We start from the raw sequence: 15,861 nt of genomic DNA on the forward strand, positions 1-15,861 counted from the left end.
TAAAATTCTAATTTGAATTTTCATGAAATTCCATAAGATTATCTCTGAATTGTTTAATTTCAAAAGGTTCATGCTGAAATCTTGGTGCTTTAGTTCCGTTTTCAATTTGGAGATTTTCATTTTTAATAACAATGGTTTCATCCCACAAATTAGCATCTATAAATTGTTGTAAAACTAAATTTCCACCTTCAACAATTACTGATTGAATCTGTAATTCATATAATTTTTTAATCAACTTTTCAATGAATCCTTCTCTCTCTGTTTTGATAAATCTAATATTTCCTTCATCGGAATTTTTTATAGAATTAAATACCAAAGTTTCCGCTTCATTGTTATAAATGTGATAATCACTCGGAACTTTTAAATCAATATCAATCAAGATTCTTATAGGATTTCTTCCCGTCATCTCTCTTGTGGTAAGGCTCGGATTATCGCGCAAAGCAGTCATTGTTCCAATCAAAATGGCATGTTCGTTATTTCTTAATTCATGCACATATTGTTTCGTTAAAGAATTGCTGATCTGTGTGGGTTTAAAATCTTTATCTATAAATCCGTTTCCTGATTGTGCCCATTTTAGAACGATAAAAGGACGCTTTTTCTCATGATAGGCGAAGAATCTTTTATTTAAATCAATACATTCTTTTTCCAAAACTCCGGATAGCACTTCGATCCCTGCATCCTGAATAATTTTTTTCCCTTTTCCGTTCACTTTATCATGAGAATCCATTGCGCCGATAACGACTTTTTTAAATCCTAATTCCACGATTTTTAAAGCACATGGCGGTGTTTTTCCAAAGTGAGCACAAGGCTCCAGTGAAACATAGATGGTAGATTCTGGGATTAGGCTTTTGTCATCAACAGAATTGATGGCGTTGATTTCCGCATGGTTTTCTCCTGCTTTATGATGGTAACCCTCACCAATAATCTTTCCGTTGTGAACAATCACGCTCCCTACCAAAGGATTTGGATAGGTGTCTCCCGTAGCTTTTTTAGCTAGCTCGATGCATCTTTTTATATAAAATTCGTCTTGCATGATATGAAAAAGCGAAGACAAATTTCTTTGCTTCGCCTGTGTAAATTGTATTAAATATTTTAATCTCCAGAAATGATATTGTGCAGATTCTGCTTCAAAGTTTCTAGGTGACCTTTTTTATTGTCAATCGTATTATATGTTTCTGTAAGCATCGGGTTTTCTCTCGATGGTTTTTTGAAGAACGATAAATTATTTTCCAGTTTTACGATTTCAGCTTCAAGATCAGAAATCTGGCTCTTAATTTTTCTCGCTTTGTCTGTCAATTGGTTTTCAGATAAACCTTCTTCTTTCAGCTCCAATTCATTGATTTTATTCAGCTTTAATTTTTCTCTTAAAGTCTTATTAAATTCAGAGTTGATGCCGATTTTATCTCTAGGAACTTTTCCGATGTTGTTCCACGCAGTTTTAATATTTTCAATTTTCTCGATGCTTCCTTCTTCGTCAGAAATGGTTTTAAGCTCTTCAAGAATTTCTTTTTTCTGCTTATAATTTTCTTTCCAGTTGTCAGTAGAAGCACTGCTTTTTTCTCTGTAATTATTAAAAAATGTGTTACAAGCCTCACGAAATTCGTCCCAGATTTTATTGGTCATACTTTTTGGTACGTGACCGATTTTTTTCCAGTCTTCCTGAAGTTTTTTGAAAAGAGCAACCGCAATATCCCAATCTTCAGAAAGCATATTGTCTTTTGCAGTCTGAATCAATTTCAGTTTTTCATCTAGATTATCCTGTTGAGAGCCTTTTAATGACTTATAGTAATTGTTTTTTGTAGTATTAAAACTTCTCAAAGTAGATTTAAAATCATTCCAATTGTTGTTGGATAATTTTCTAGGAACACTTCCTGTTTTTAGAAATTCTGAACGAAGCTCTTCCACTCTTTTGATAGAGTTCTGCCAATAATTATGGTTTGGAGTGTCTTTCGGCTCAGATAATTTTTTGATCTCAGCAATGATTTCGTTTTTCTTCTCGAAATTGGCATTTTGCTCAGTTTCAATCGCTGCAGAAAGTTCAGATTTTCTTTCGTGAATTTTGTTTGAAATTTCTTTAAACTCGTCCCAGGTTTTCTCACGGAATTCTTCAGCTACCGGCTCTGCTTCTTCTTTCCAAAGCTTGTGAAGATACTGTAATTCGTTTAAGGCTTTTTGTACAACCGGCTCATTTTCCAACTCTTTTGCACGGGCAATAATGTGTTGTCTTTTTTCAAGATTGTGGCTGTATTCCTGTTCAAGAAATTCTTTATTAAGATCCAACATCTGATAAAACTGATTCAAATGATGGAAATAATTATTGTTGAGAATTTTAAATTCAGATTTTGCAACCTGTCCGGCTTTTGACCACTCTTCTTTAATCTCACGAATCGATTTGAAAAGATTGACTCCAGGCTCAGAATTGGTGTACAAATTTTTCAATCTGTCAATTAAGCTTTGACGGTGATCAAGATTTTTTTTCTGTTCTTCTTCCTGACCTTTTTGAAAAGCATCGTGCTTTTCTTTGTAAATATGAATCAGTGCAGAAAGTTTAGACTGTGCAGGGTGCTCATAACTGAAGTTTTCAGGTGCATTTCCGGCGTCTGCATGTTCGTGCTTTTTGTCTTCAATCTCATCGTGAATGGCGTGATTTGCTATTTCTTTCAATGCATTAAACTGTCTGAAATTTTCTCCTGCAGTTGTAGAATTGATGATTTTTTCCATTTCTTTCAAGGCATCAGCCAGAGAAATATCTGCATCTACATGTTCTTCTGTATGTTCAGCTTCTTCTTCGTGGGGCGTTTCTTCAGAAGAAACTGTAATTTCAGATGTTTCCTGTTGAGTTTCCTCGGTAGAAATTTTATTTTCTTCGTTTTCAGAAAGGTTGTTTTCTGTAGTCATAGCAAATCTTTTATGTGAGTGGCGTTATTTCTCTATATGTAGTAAAAGCCTAATAAAGTACTAATTTATGTTATTTTTTTTTATTATTCCAAATTTCCCAGGCTTTTTCTGCTTGTTGCTCAAGCATGTAATATCCGTTCACCGTTTTTGCTTCATTTTCAGCAGATTTAATGATGAATTTTGAGTAATTCGGATTGTAAATTAAGTCAATCACCAAGTGATCTTTTGAAAGTCCGTCAAAAGGAAAATCCAAACAGTCATCTGTATTTGGGAATGTTCCGACAGGTGTACATTGGACGATGATTTTATGATTTTCTACGGTTTTTTTATCTAAATTTTCAAAATTTAAATCTGAATTTCTCGAAACTATTTTTGATGAAATTCCATTTTTAGTTAAAACATATTGAATTGCTTTTGCAGCGCCGCCATTTCCTAAAATCAAAGCCGAATTTTGATGTGCTTTTCTGTGAATTTTTAATGTTTTTTCAAAACCAAATGCATCGGTATTGTAACCTGTTTTTTTACCGTCATGAATCAAAACACAGTTCACGGCACCAATTTCTCGGGCTTCATCACTTAAATCATCCAGATAATCAATAATTTTTTCTTTGTAAGGAATTGTGACGTTGAAGCCTAAAAGCTCAGAATCTTTAAATAAATTTTCGACCTCATCAATTTCCTGAAGGTCAAAAATCTGATATGAAAAATGAGTGAGCATCTGCTTTTGAAATTTTTCTTCAAAAAAATTCTTAGAAAAAGAATACGAAATGTTTCTCCCGATGAGACCTAGTTTTTTATTGGAATCCATAATTCAAAAATAAAAAAAAGACCGAAAAAATCGGTCTTTTAGTTGAATAATATTTAGTTTAATTAATCTACGATGAATTTTGAAGTACTGTTGTCTGTTTTCAGGATATAAACTCCTTTGGTAATTCCGTGAAGATTGATTTTGTTTGAATTTTTAAAAGGATTTTCAATCGACTTGATTACTTTTCCTGATAAATCATAAATTTCAGCTTTTACAATTTTGTTTAAGTTTTCACCTTTTACAAAAAGCTCATTGTTTTTTACCGGGTTAGGGTAGATGCTGAAAGATTTTTCTTTTGTTGTTTCAGAAGTTGATAGTGCGCTAAAACATGTCCAGGTAAGATCGTCTAACGCAACTCTATTGCCATTATTACTGCTAGGCGGGTTAACTATTTTAATCACAACATTTCCTGAGATATTGATATTATTAATTGTGGCAATTGTCATGCTTTTATCTGCTGTATAAGGAATTGTCCCTACAAGGTTGCCATTTATTAAAACATTGAGTGTACCAGCAGTACTTCCGTATTTTAATTGTGTTTTTATTTGCAAGTTTTGAATTCCACCAGAAAGAGTAGTGCTTGTGAGTTCGCTATCTCTAAGTGTTATAGCCTTACCATTAATTACTTCATCTACTCTAGAATCAGTTGATGTCCATGTGATGCCGTTGTTAGTCCAAGTTCTGGTAGCATAAGCAGGATTTGTAGAGGTCGGAATGTTTGTAAAGTCTTCTGTTCCACAGCTGCTGCCTCCAGGTTGTCCTGCTAATGTAGTTTCATTTGCAATATTGCTTTGAGGAGATGGGTTTCCTGCTGCATCTTTAGCAATTACATAGAAATTGTAAGCGGTTAAAGGAGTCAGCCCCTGAACAGTTGCTGTTGTTCCTGATACTGTAGCTTTATATACAGAATTTGCATAAATATCATATCCGGAAACTCCTATATTGTCTGTTGAAGCTGTCCAGCTCAATGCAACAGTGTTTGATGTCGGATTATTTGCAACTAAATTAGTTGGAGCGGTCGGAGCTTGTGTGTCAATAACAGGAGTTCCCCAGACAGCAGTTACGTATGATGGGTTGTCGATGTAAGGGTTTCTGTTACCCTGAAAAATGTATGATGCGTTGTTTCTTGCAATTTCTGTAGGAGATACAGGATCCATGGCATGCCATGCTAAAAGTTGATTAAGTTCCCAAGTCTGTAAGCCAGGATAGGCGGAACCTCCCAACATATTTCCGGAAGAGAACCCGGAAAGCTGAGTTTCGTATCTTGTTACAAAATAAAAAATCATTCTTGCTACATCACCTTTGAATGCATCGATAGGCTCGAATACAGTTCCTGCGTATCCGGGTGATACTGAATTTCCCAGTTTAGATCCGTTTTGTGATGTTATAGAAGGAGTATTGTTAACTTTTCCGAATGGATAACTCGATCTTATACCATTTACTTTACCGTCTGTGGCTCTGATGAAGTGAATATCAGAAACCATTGGAGAATTTTCATTGAATAAACTTTGTGGTACGATATGTTCTCTGTTGTAGCAGTCACCTTCAATATTATAATTACCGCATTGATCTGGTGATCCGTAGGTGAAAGTATAAGGATCTGTTCCGTTCGGGTTTTCAGAATAAATGTCTAAAATAGTATTGTCATTTTCAAGCCCGGGAATTCCTGAAATATTATCACGATCGGTAGTGGCGTAGCCTGTCCATAATCCACCATAGCCTTTATCCTGATGTCCATTTGTAATGATTAAACTCAGTTGGGTTTTCAGGGCTGCTCCCGTACCAATAGCATTGTCATAATATCCAGTCGGAATTTGTGCAAAAGTATTGACAAAAAGAATACTTAATACAAAAGAAAATAGAATTCGCTTCATTTTTTTTTAAATTGGAAGGCAAATCTACGAAAAATATTAACCGTAATATGTTAATTTTTAGTAATGTAATCTTTACTTATTTTTGAGAAAAACCAAGAAATAGAAATTCCGAATATTGAAGCGGTTGCAGCAACTATTAAATAATTTTCTGTCACAATTTTCACAGGGAAAGGTAAGGTTTCAACAGCTTTGAAAAACTCAGTTTTCAATTGAAAAAAACATAGTGCTGTTCCCAAAAGTAAGCCTGAAATAACACCTAAGACAACAATTAAAATTCCCGTGTAGAAATATGTTTTCCTTAAATGACTTAAAGGAAATCCTAAAGAAATTAATGATTTTGCCTGTTGCTTTTTGTCGAGTTGTAAGATAATAATTGCTCCGGCCAGATTGAATGTTGTAATAAAAATGACCAAAGCGAATATTAAATAAATGAAAAGTTTTTCTGTATTTATCATCTTCCAGAAAGCAGCGTTCTCTTCCTGTTTAGTTTTAATTTCGACTCCTTTGCCGATTGATGAAAGTAAATCCTTTTTTACCTGATTAATTTTGTCAGGATTTTTAAGTTTAATTACAATTTGGTAAGCCGAGTTTTTTGGAAGATCAAGAAGTTCTTCAGATAGCTCAATCGGTGCAATGATATAATTGTTTAATTGATCATTTCCCGGAAAAATACCGGTAACCAGAATATTCTTTTTGTTGTAAATATCTTCTTCTTTATTGATAATTCCGGTTCCGGATTTTGGCATAAAAACCGTAGCGAAATTATTCAAAGTATCAACAGGAATCGAAAGTCGCATTTCGAGACCGTGTTCCATAATAACTTCATTGGAATATTGAAAGCTGGGATATTTACCAAAAAAAATGGTAGTGTCAATCGGGTTTACTTTAATATAAGAAGAATCTACACCTCGTAAATACCCAATGTCACCTTTTCCGTTATAATTGAGATAAACTTTTTCCTCAATCACACGGGAGAAATTCAGAATTTCTGTATTCTTTTTTAAAATACCTTTAATCTTATCAAAATCTTTTATGGTTTTCCCCGATGTACTTTTAATCGTTAAATCGGCATGAAGATTTGAAATCAAATTCTGATTAAATACCTCTAAGCCTGAAAATACAGAGATAATGACAAACATTGCTGCAACGGCAACCGTCATAGCACCCACCGCCAGCCACGTAATAAATGTGACTGCCGTACTTCCTTTTTTAGATAAAAGGTAGCGTGAAGCTATGTAAAATGCAATGTTTTTCAAGATGGTTTACAATACAGGATTGTCGCCTTCGCCTCTCAGTTCTTTTTCTATTTTTTCTACATCATCAAGAGCGGTATCCAGATAAAAGCTGAGCTGAGGAATTACACGAACCTGCTTAGCCATTTTCTGACCAAGGAAATTTCTGTACTGTGCTTTGTTAGTCTCAATTTCTTTCATGATTGAAGCTCTGAATTCCTGCGGGAAAATGCTTAAATAAATTTTTGCAACCCCCAAATCCGGAGAAATTTTGACATCAGAAACCGAAACTAAAAAACTTTGTTTGCTTTCTGCTGACTGTTTGCGGAACAATTCTGCGAAATCTTCCTGTATAATTTGTGCTACTTTTCTTTGTCTGTTACTTTCCATAAGTTCTGCAAATTTACTATTTTTGTTTGAATTGCTTATTTGAAAATAAACGAAACCATCAAATTTTCGATTAATTAAGCGAAAACGGTCTTGAAATCATCTTCAGCTCAATTTTCTGTAAGTGAAAACTGATGATATGATGATTTCAGTAGACTTTAAAACAATATAAAATTTATGAAATTAGAACATATCGGTATTGCGGTAAAAACTTTAGGTTTTTCTGACGAGCTTTTTGAAAAGCTTTTAGGAAAAAAATCATATAAAAATGAAACGGTGGAAAGGGAAGGAGTGACCACCTCTTTTTATCAAATCGGTGAAAGTAAAATAGAGTTGCTTGAAGCTACCAATCCTGAAAGTCCGATTTCTAAATTCATCGAAAAAAAAGGCGAGGGGATTCATCATTTGGCATTTGGAGTAGAAAACATCATTGAAGAAGTGGAAAGATTAAAAAAAGAAGGTTTTCAATTTATCTCCGAAGAACCTAAAGAAGGTGCTGATAACAAATTAGTTGTCTTCCTTCATCCAAAATCTACGAACGGAGTCTTGGTAGAACTTTGCCAAGAAAAACCATAAAAAATTTTGTAGTGAAAGAAATTTTACTATTTTTGCAAACACAAAATTTAACCAAATTTTGAGGTCCTATAGCTCAGTTGGTTAGAGCACCTGACTCATAATCAGGTGGTCCCTGGTTCGAGCCCAGGTGGGACCACATTAAAAAAAGCACTTACATTGTCGTAAGTGCTTTTTTATTTTAATTTAGATAAGTATGATTTTATTTTACAATGTATTGATTTTCAATATTTTTCATGAGATTTATTTCCTTTATTAATGATTTTAATTGTATTAGTCATGCTGTCTCTAGATAATTTCACAGAACTTACCTTCCCATCACTAAATTCAAATTTCAGTAGACTTGGATAATCGATAATTTTGAATGATCCATTTTTTAAATACACCAATTCATTTTCATTTTTTCCTTTAAAGTGTTCAAGAATCGCAGATTCCACATATAGGCGATTATTTTTTTCTACTATTTTGGTTTCCATTTTTTGTCCGTAAAGGAAATCGTCGTAAGTTCCGATGAGCTTTTCTTTTAAGATTGAAGGTATTTCCTGCGTTTCTTCGTTATGGAAATTTCCTTTCCAATTCATCAATTTCAGAATTGTTCTTTGTGTTTGTCCCATCACTGGAAAACGATTCGGTTTTTCGCCATTGGCAAGAAAGGCAAATCCGTTTCCGTCTTTCATAGTTCCCATAACGTTTCCGCCAACTCCGGTGTTTGAGCCGTTACAGGCAAACCAATCATAATTGTTGTAAGCGAAGGATTTTTGCCAACCATAACTCCATCCGCCAACAGCATTTTTGAGAGCAGAAACTTCGGTCATTTTTTTTGCTACATCGTGGGAAACCACTTTGTTATTTTTATTGCGTAAAGCATTTTGAATCTCAATAGCAATTTTGGCTAGTTCTGTCGGAGTTGACCATAATCCTGACGGACCAACTTGTGGAGTAACGGGTAAACCGGTTTTAATTACTTTTCCGTCTTTATCGTGAACCATAGCAATATTCGTCAGAAATCCTTTTTCATTCGGCTGAATCATGGTTGTGTGTTTTAAACCAAGTGGAGCAAAAATATATTCTTTTGCTAATTCAGCAATCGTTGTATTGAATTTATCTTCCAGAGCCATTTGGATAATTGTGTAACCGCCACCACTGTATTGCCAATTGGTTCCCGGCTCAAAAAGGAATTCGATTTCTTTATCATATCTCGGGATTTTACCCATTAAACTTTCTTCTAATGTTGGGATTTTTTCACCTTCATAATGGTCCTCAAAACCGTCTTGAGACGTTCCTGCAGTATGATTCAGAAATTGTCTCCAGGTCGGAGCTTGGTTTTCCGTAAACTTACTTTTTGGCAAATGCCATCTTTTTAGAGATTTGTCAATCGGCTCATTGAGATTAATTAAGCCTTTTTCTTCCAGGATAAAACAAAGAAGTGCCGTAATTGGTTTTGAGATAGATGCTGTGGAAAAAGCAGTGTTCTCATCAATCTTTTCAGGCGAATTTGCTGATTTTACACCGAATTGTTTGGAATAAACAATCTTATAATTTTCAAAAACAACTACGCTGAATCCCGGAAGTTTGTATTTTTCTAATTGTTCATCGATTTTTAAACTGTCGGTAAGAAAGCTGTAGTCTTTTTTCTGAGCAAAAACCTGAAAGCTTGTAAAGAATAATAGAAAAAGACTGATGTAAGAAATTGTTTTCATTGTATCGTTATTTAAGGTTTTGATAAAAATTTATTTCAAGATATTTCTATAGATGACGTTCAGCAGATTCTGTCTCATTTTGAAGTCTTGTTTGGTTAAAAGAATGATGATTCCCCAATTTTTAGCTCTGTTGTAGCAGATGATGGAGGATTGTCCCAACGAATCTCCGGTTTTTAGATAAATGGTGTCTCCGTCAGTTGTATTGATGTTGAATCCCAATCCCAATTCCCGTTTCTCATCTTTGAAGTAAATTTTTTCGCTTATCAATCCTGCGTTGGATATTGTATTGCCTTTGTCTAAAAGGGTTTTCAGATATTTCACCATATCAGAGGCGTTGGATTTTATTAGTCCAGCTGGTGCAGTTACATTCCAGTTGAAAAATTCCTGAATGCCACCTTTTGGATTATAGCCTGTTGTTTTATTTTTCACATCGAAATTTTTCGTCAATGTGCGGTTCATTTTTGTAGGAATCAATATTTTTTCTCGGATGATTTCATCATAAGTTTTGCCATATATTTTTTCCAAAATCTGTCCCTGTAAAGTAAAGCTGGTATTAGAATATCGGAATTTTCCATAATCAATCAAGTCTTTGCAATCATTAATTATTTTGGCTAATGATTGTTCTGTAACGCTATCCATTGGCTGTTGTGGATTGTTTTCCAATAATTTCACAAAATCGTAATCAGGCAAACCAGATTGATGTGAAGCCAAATCTGAAATTCTGATTTTATTCTGTAGATTCTTCTGTAAAATATATTGTTTTGGCAGATAACTATCGATATAATCATCAAGTTTTAATTTATTTTCAAGAGAAGCTTGTGCAATCATATTTCCGGTTAAGATTTTGGTAATAGAAGCAATTTCGAAGATGGAATTTTTATCAATATCCATCTTGCTTTCCTTACTCAGTTTTCCGTAAGAAGTGTAGAATTCTTTATTGTTATGGATGAATCCAACACTGATTCCAACGTCCGGATTTTTAGTGTAATTATCTTGGATGATAGAATCAATCTTTTTGGAAAAGTCTTGTCCGAAAGAAACTTGGCTGATGAATAACAGCGTTGCGAAGATTTTAATTGTTTTCATTGTATCGTTATTTATGAGTTAATCAATATTTCGATACAAAGATGTGGAAGTGCGAAATCCTGTGCGACCGAGTAAAGGTATTCGTCCAGATTTCGTGAAAAGAATTGGTAGGAATGATTAAATCGAGAAGTACGAGTAATTACAACGATTTGTCTTGCAGTGATTTGCGATATTCGGTTGGTGTGTTTCCCGTGTGTTTTTTAAAGGCCGTATTGAAAGAAGATTTCGAATTAAAACCTACTTCATAAAGAATTTCAAGAATCGTAACCTTAGATTTTGATGGATCTTTCAGAATTTCCATTGCATTTTCGATCCGGTAAGTATTCACAAAATCATAAAAATGTTGTCCCAGCTGATGATTAATCAAAACAGATAATTCCCGAACCGGAACATTCATTTCTTTAGAAATGTCCTGAATCGTCAAAGCCGGATTCAAAAATGGCTTTTCATCAATCATATATTTTTTCAGTTTTAGGAGATCCTCATTCAACGTTTCTGGCTCGATCTTTTTCTCCTCCAAAATCAAGTCGGAAACGAGTTTCAATTTCGAATCAATATTTCTGAAAAGTCGGGGATTATTCAGCGCTTTGTACAGATACCAGCAAATGATAAAAAGTTGCGACACCAAAATCCCGATTTTGATCCAATCGGAAACGTATGGATAATCGGAAAATTTGAAAATATTTTTAAGAATGACAACCAGATAAAAAACCGTCAAAACACTTGTGAACTGAAATAGCCAATGGTAAGAACTAAGACTTTCTCCCGAATTATTTTCCAGATAAAGTTTCTTCGCCTTTCTCAACAGCAGAAAAACAGCCGTAAAATATACCACAACCTGAAGATGAAATAGCCAATGAGTGAATTGCAACTCCACCATATTCTGACGGTTGACAATAAAATCAAGCTTCGAAGCCAAATCCACCGAATAAAAACGAGGCACCAAAGCAAGATTCGCAATCAAAAACGGAAGTAAATGAACAAGATATTTTGGTTTCCACTTAAAATCGGAATAACAAACCGACAAAACATACAGATAAAAAGCAGGAATCTGTAAAAAAGCCAACAAAGTTCGAAACATTCCAAGATTCGATGGACCGTCAGTTATTTGGCTGATTAAAGGTTCGCTAATATCAATCGAAGTGATAATGAGGAAAAAGGCAAAAAGTTGATTACTGATTTTGTGCTCAGCCTTAACAGTCAATAGAAAAAATGCCAGGAAAAACGAAATGAACAGCGAGATGATTGTTACAATGCATAATAAATTATCCATTTACGCTGTTTTGTTGAGGTTGTAGATTTTGTTTTTGTAAATATAGATGAAATACAATTTTCTACCAATTTCAAAATTCAGAAAAGATTGAAAATATAAATCACAACTTATAAATAGTTAAACTGCATAAGAATTTTAAAACTTGCTTTCATTTGTTTAAAAAAAAATCTCCAAAATCTAAAGACTTTGGAGATTATATCGAACCGTTTAAATTTAATCTTGATTTTAAAAAGTTTTATTTACCAGGCTTTAAAGAAAAATTATCTACATAAACTGCTTGATGTATACCATTCAGCAAAACTTTCAGTCCCAAGTTTGAATCTTTTTTTAAAGAAATATCATACGCTTTTTTTCCGCCCTCAATTTTTGAAGATTTAGCTATTGAAACATATGATTTTGCATCAGCAACGTTGTTGATAGAGAATAATTCTAATGCAGTTTCTCCACCATTGTCTGAAATATCAAGAGTCAATGTATATTTTCCGGCTTTAATTTTTGGAGTCACCAGATACATGTTTTCTCCGGGATTGGTCATCGAATAAAATACAATTTTTTTATCACTTGCGTAAAGCATTGCTTTTCCTTGTTGAGCAGTCCAGCATTTGTTGATGTCTTTCCATGCATCAAAATTTTCTGTAAGGGTAGATACGGTTTTACATTGTGCGTTTGCTGTTGCAAATCCTCCTAAAGCTACTATTCCTGCAAATACGATTTTTCTCATTATAATCATTTATCTATTGTGAGGTAAAAATACTTAAAAAAGGCTATATCAGAAAGGTATTGCTTGATGATTTATGTTAACTCAGACTTTCGAAAGTTTTAAATATTTTTTTTAAATTAAAGCTTTTGAATAATTTATGATAAAAGAGTTTTCATCATTTCCAACCTTTCTCCTAATCATTGCATCAATATATATAATTACATTTGTTAAACTTCAAACGCAGTTGATATGAAAAATTTATGGCTTTTACTTTTAGTATGGTTTCCAATGGTTTGCTGGGCTCAGATTCCGGTGATAGAAACGCCGGATGGAAAAGGTGGTTTCGGGAAGAATAATCAGGTTGTTCTTCAGAAACTCAATATTGAAACCAAAATTACGGGTAGTATTTCAACCAATACCGTAACGATGGTTTTTAGAAATAATTCTAACCGATTGATTGAAGGTAGATTGACTTTTCCACTTCCGGAAGGCGTAAATGTTAGCGGCTATGCAATTGATATCAATGGGAAATTGCGAAATGCGGTTCCCGTAGAAAAAGAAAAAGCAAAAGAGGTTTTTGAAACCATTCAAAAAAGAAATGTCGACCCCGGAATATTAGAAAAAGTGGAAGGTAATAATTTCAGAACAAGAATTTATCCTATCAACGCCAATGGTGGCGAGAGAACGGTTCAGATTTCTTACAATTATGAATTAAAAAAATTGGCTGACCACTATCAATTCTTTTTGCCGCTGAATTTTGATCATCCTATTCCTGAGTTTACATTGAAAACAATAGTTTTTCAGACTCAAATGACTCCAAAATTAGAAGAAAAACCTGACGGAAGTTTTCAGTTTGTAAAAAATGGAAATGTCTGGATTGCCGAAACGCATAAAACCAATTATAGACCGACTCAAAATCTGAAAATTAATTTTCCGAAGAATAATGAAGATGAAAATGTTTTGATTCAGAAAGCATCTGATCATTCATCATATTTTTTAGCAAACATTGCCATCAATTCTAATGAAAGATCTAAAAAATTATTTACAAAAACGGCTATCGTTTGGGATAATTCTTTGAGTGGTTCTAAGAGAAATCACATGAAAGAATTTGCTTTGTTGGATGAATATTTTAAAATCAATAAAAATGTTTCGGTCAACATCTATTTCATTAACAATACTTTTGAGGAAGGGAAAAGTTTTAAAATTAATGAAGGAAATTGGACTGAATTAAAAACTTATTTATCCCAAATTACTTACGACGGCGGAACAGATTTTAGTCAATTGAAACCGATAAAAGAAGATGAAATCTTATTTTTCACAGACGGAATGTCATCTTTCGGAAATCTGAATCTACCTTGGACAATACCTGTCTATACGATTGCCGCATCAAATAAAGTGAATTTTAATCAGTTGAAATTCATCAGTACAAAAACCGGAGGAGAATTTTTAAATTTAAATGAAAACGATCCTGAAAAAGAGATTCGTAAAATATTGTATCAGTCATTGAAGTTCTTAGGTGTTGAGAGTAACGATTCTTTGTCAGAAGTTTATCCTGCTTTATCACAAAGCATTGCTCAGGATTTTGTGTTGACGGGTATTTTAAAAGGAAACCAGTCCACTGTAAAAGCTCTGTTCGGATATGGAAATGAAGTAACAGAAACCAAAACAATACATTTAAATACAGAAAAGCAATCAGTAAAAGATTGGGAAATCTCAAAGTTTTGGGCACAAAAAAAACTGAACGAACTGGAAATTTTTGAGCAAAAAAACAAAGACGAAATCAAAAATATCAGCAGACAGTTTGGGTTGGTAAGCAACAATATGAGTCTGATGGTTTTGGAAGATGTCAATGATTATGTACGATACAAAATTTCTCCACCGGCTGAATTGCAGTCAGAATACAACAAAATTGTAAAAAATAATAGGGAAGAGCGTGAGGAACGAGTGCAGGATTTGATGTCTGATGCCGAAGAAATGGCAGAAAATCTTAAAGTATGGTGGAATACGGACTTTAGTGCTCAGCAAAAATCTTATCCAAAACCTGATGAAGCGCCAATACAACATGGTAGAAGTGACTCAGATTTAGATGGTGCTGCAGATGAAATGATTGAAATTGTTCAAAATGTAGTTCCTGAGCCAGTAAGGGCACCAAAAGTTGAAAATGCTCCACCAGCATCATCAATGGCAACGAGAGAAGTTCAGGCTTCCCAAGTAGTAGTAGCAAGAGGTTTGGCAAGTGCAGAAAAAAGTATACCTACAGTTCAAGCGCTTCAAGGGCGGGTTGCGGGTGTTCAGGTTTCGGTGCGGGGTGTACAATCAATTTCCAAGGAAGTACAAATTGAGGAAGTGGTAAACAGCGGACGGATTATTGCGGTCGATGTAAAATCTGATGCAAAATATATGAAGTTTTTTGAATCTCTAAAAAAGCCTGCAGATATTTATCAAACCTATTTAAAATATAGAAAAGACTATCAGGAAACACCACAATATTATTTTGATATTGCCCAATTGATGTTTAAAAATAATGATAAAAAATTAGGCTTAAGAGTTTTGAGTTCTATTGCAGATCTTGATATTGAAAATGAAGAGTTGTACAAATTGCTCGCTTACAAACTAAAGCAGGCAGAAGTATTTGATAAGCAACTTTGGATTACCCAAAAGGTTTTAGAATGGCGACCTTTCGACCCGCAAAGTTACCGTGATTATGCATTGGCATTAGAAGACAATAAACAGTATCAGTCGGCTCTAGATAATTTATACAAAGTGCTCACTCAATCTTATACTCAGGAGTTAGCAAACAGAGATGATGGTATTGAGGAGGTTGTTTTAATGGAAATGAATCAGTTAATTTCAAATCATAAAAATCAACTGGATTTCACGAAAATTAATCCCAAAATTGTGGCAGATTTACCGGTTAATATCCGCGTTGTTATCAATTGGAACAAAGATAATACAGATATTGATCTTTGGGTGACAGATCCTAATGGCGAACGCTGCATGTACTCTAATAGCAAAACAAAAATCGGAGGAAGATTAAGTAATGATTTTACCAGCGGCTTCGGTCCTGAACAGTTTTTACTAAAAAAAGCAGTGAAAGGAAAGTATAAAATTGAAACTAATTTCTTTGGTGAAAATCAAGTGAGCGTTTCCGGTCCCACGGCGATTATGGCAGAAATTTTCATCAATTATGCTACCGGCAAACAAGAAAGAAAAATTGTGGTTTTCCAGAATAAAACCGAAACAGATCGAGGCGATAAAGAAGGGGTTTTGATTGGAGAATTTGAGTTTTAAACTGAAATAAATTTAGATATAACACTCTCAGAAATGGGA

The 15,861-nt window shown here is 34.0% G+C and carries 12 protein-coding genes and 1 tRNA gene; 3 read left to right on the forward strand and 10 right to left on the reverse strand.

Annotation, left to right across the window (positions count from 1 at the left end):
• Positions 1–7: 7 nt before the first annotated feature.
• The 6 genes from ribD to rbfA form a co-directional block, all read right to left on the reverse strand.
• Positions 8–1,033 carry a bifunctional diaminohydroxyphosphoribosylaminopyrimidine deaminase/5-amino-6-(5-phosphoribosylamino)uracil reductase RibD gene (ribD, locus tag MQX03_RS17155; RefSeq protein ID WP_242804489.1) on the reverse strand — a complete coding sequence of 342 codons (1,026 nt, stop codon included), beginning with the start codon at positions 1,031–1,033 and terminating at the stop codon, positions 8–10.
• A 59-nt stretch (positions 1,034–1,092) separates the two neighbouring features.
• Positions 1,093–2,898, reverse strand: a complete 1,806-nt coding sequence (locus MQX03_RS17160; RefSeq protein WP_242804490.1) for a DUF349 domain-containing protein — start codon at positions 2,896–2,898, stop codon at positions 1,093–1,095.
• Between the two features lie 70 nt (positions 2,899–2,968).
• A complete protein-coding gene (locus tag MQX03_RS17165; RefSeq protein ID WP_242804491.1) occupies positions 2,969–3,706 on the reverse strand; it encodes a shikimate dehydrogenase family protein in 738 nt (245 codons plus the stop codon).
• A 62-nt stretch (positions 3,707–3,768) separates the two neighbouring features.
• Positions 3,769–5,580, reverse strand: a complete 1,812-nt coding sequence (locus MQX03_RS17170) for an endonuclease (protein WP_242804492.1) — start codon at positions 5,578–5,580, stop codon at positions 3,769–3,771.
• Positions 5,581–5,630: 50 nt separating this feature from the next.
• Positions 5,631–6,836 carry an ABC transporter permease gene (locus tag MQX03_RS17175; protein WP_242804493.1) on the reverse strand — a complete coding sequence of 402 codons (1,206 nt, stop codon included), beginning with the start codon at positions 6,834–6,836 and terminating at the stop codon, positions 5,631–5,633.
• Positions 6,837–6,842: 6 nt separating this feature from the next.
• On the reverse strand, positions 6,843–7,202 hold the full coding sequence (gene rbfA, locus MQX03_RS17180) for a 30S ribosome-binding factor RbfA (RefSeq protein WP_129534819.1): 360 nt from the start codon (positions 7,200–7,202) through the stop codon (positions 6,843–6,845).
• Positions 7,203–7,376: 174 nt separating this feature from the next.
• Between rbfA and mce the strand changes: the two genes are divergently transcribed.
• Both mce and MQX03_RS17190 read left to right on the forward strand, forming a co-directional pair.
• Positions 7,377–7,775: a methylmalonyl-CoA epimerase gene (gene mce, locus MQX03_RS17185; RefSeq protein ID WP_242804494.1), complete on the forward strand. Its 399-nt coding sequence runs from the start codon at positions 7,377–7,379 to the stop codon at positions 7,773–7,775.
• Positions 7,776–7,837: 62 nt separating this feature from the next.
• Positions 7,838–7,911, forward strand: a tRNA-Ile gene (locus tag MQX03_RS17190).
• An 85-nt stretch (positions 7,912–7,996) separates the two neighbouring features.
• On the opposite strand, the gene MQX03_RS17195 is transcribed toward MQX03_RS17190, so the two are convergent.
• The 4 genes from MQX03_RS17195 to MQX03_RS17210 all read right to left on the reverse strand — a co-directional run bounded on the left by MQX03_RS17195 (position 7,997) and on the right by MQX03_RS17210 (position 12,552).
• Positions 7,997–9,472: a serine hydrolase domain-containing protein gene (locus tag MQX03_RS17195; RefSeq protein WP_242804496.1), complete on the reverse strand. Its 1,476-nt coding sequence runs from the start codon at positions 9,470–9,472 to the stop codon at positions 7,997–7,999.
• A 30-nt stretch (positions 9,473–9,502) separates the two neighbouring features.
• On the reverse strand, positions 9,503–10,558 hold the full coding sequence (locus MQX03_RS17200) for a serine hydrolase domain-containing protein (RefSeq protein ID WP_242804497.1): 1,056 nt from the start codon (positions 10,556–10,558) through the stop codon (positions 9,503–9,505).
• 139 nt (positions 10,559–10,697) lie between these two features.
• Positions 10,698–11,831, reverse strand: a complete 1,134-nt coding sequence (locus MQX03_RS17205) for a helix-turn-helix domain-containing protein (protein WP_242804499.1) — start codon at positions 11,829–11,831, stop codon at positions 10,698–10,700.
• Positions 11,832–12,066: 235 nt separating this feature from the next.
• Positions 12,067–12,552, reverse strand: a complete 486-nt coding sequence (locus MQX03_RS17210) for a hypothetical protein (protein WP_242804500.1) — start codon at positions 12,550–12,552, stop codon at positions 12,067–12,069.
• A gap of 228 nt (positions 12,553–12,780) precedes the next feature.
• Here MQX03_RS17210 and MQX03_RS17215 point away from each other — a divergent pair, with 228 nt between their 5' ends.
• A complete protein-coding gene (locus MQX03_RS17215) occupies positions 12,781–15,822 on the forward strand; it encodes a VIT domain-containing protein (protein ID WP_242804501.1) in 3,042 nt (1,013 codons plus the stop codon).
• Positions 15,823–15,861 lie beyond the last annotated feature (39 nt).

It is taken from the genome of Chryseobacterium aahli, from assembly GCF_022699665.1.
Classification (GTDB): Bacteria; Bacteroidota; Bacteroidia; order Flavobacteriales; family Weeksellaceae; genus Chryseobacterium; species Chryseobacterium aahli.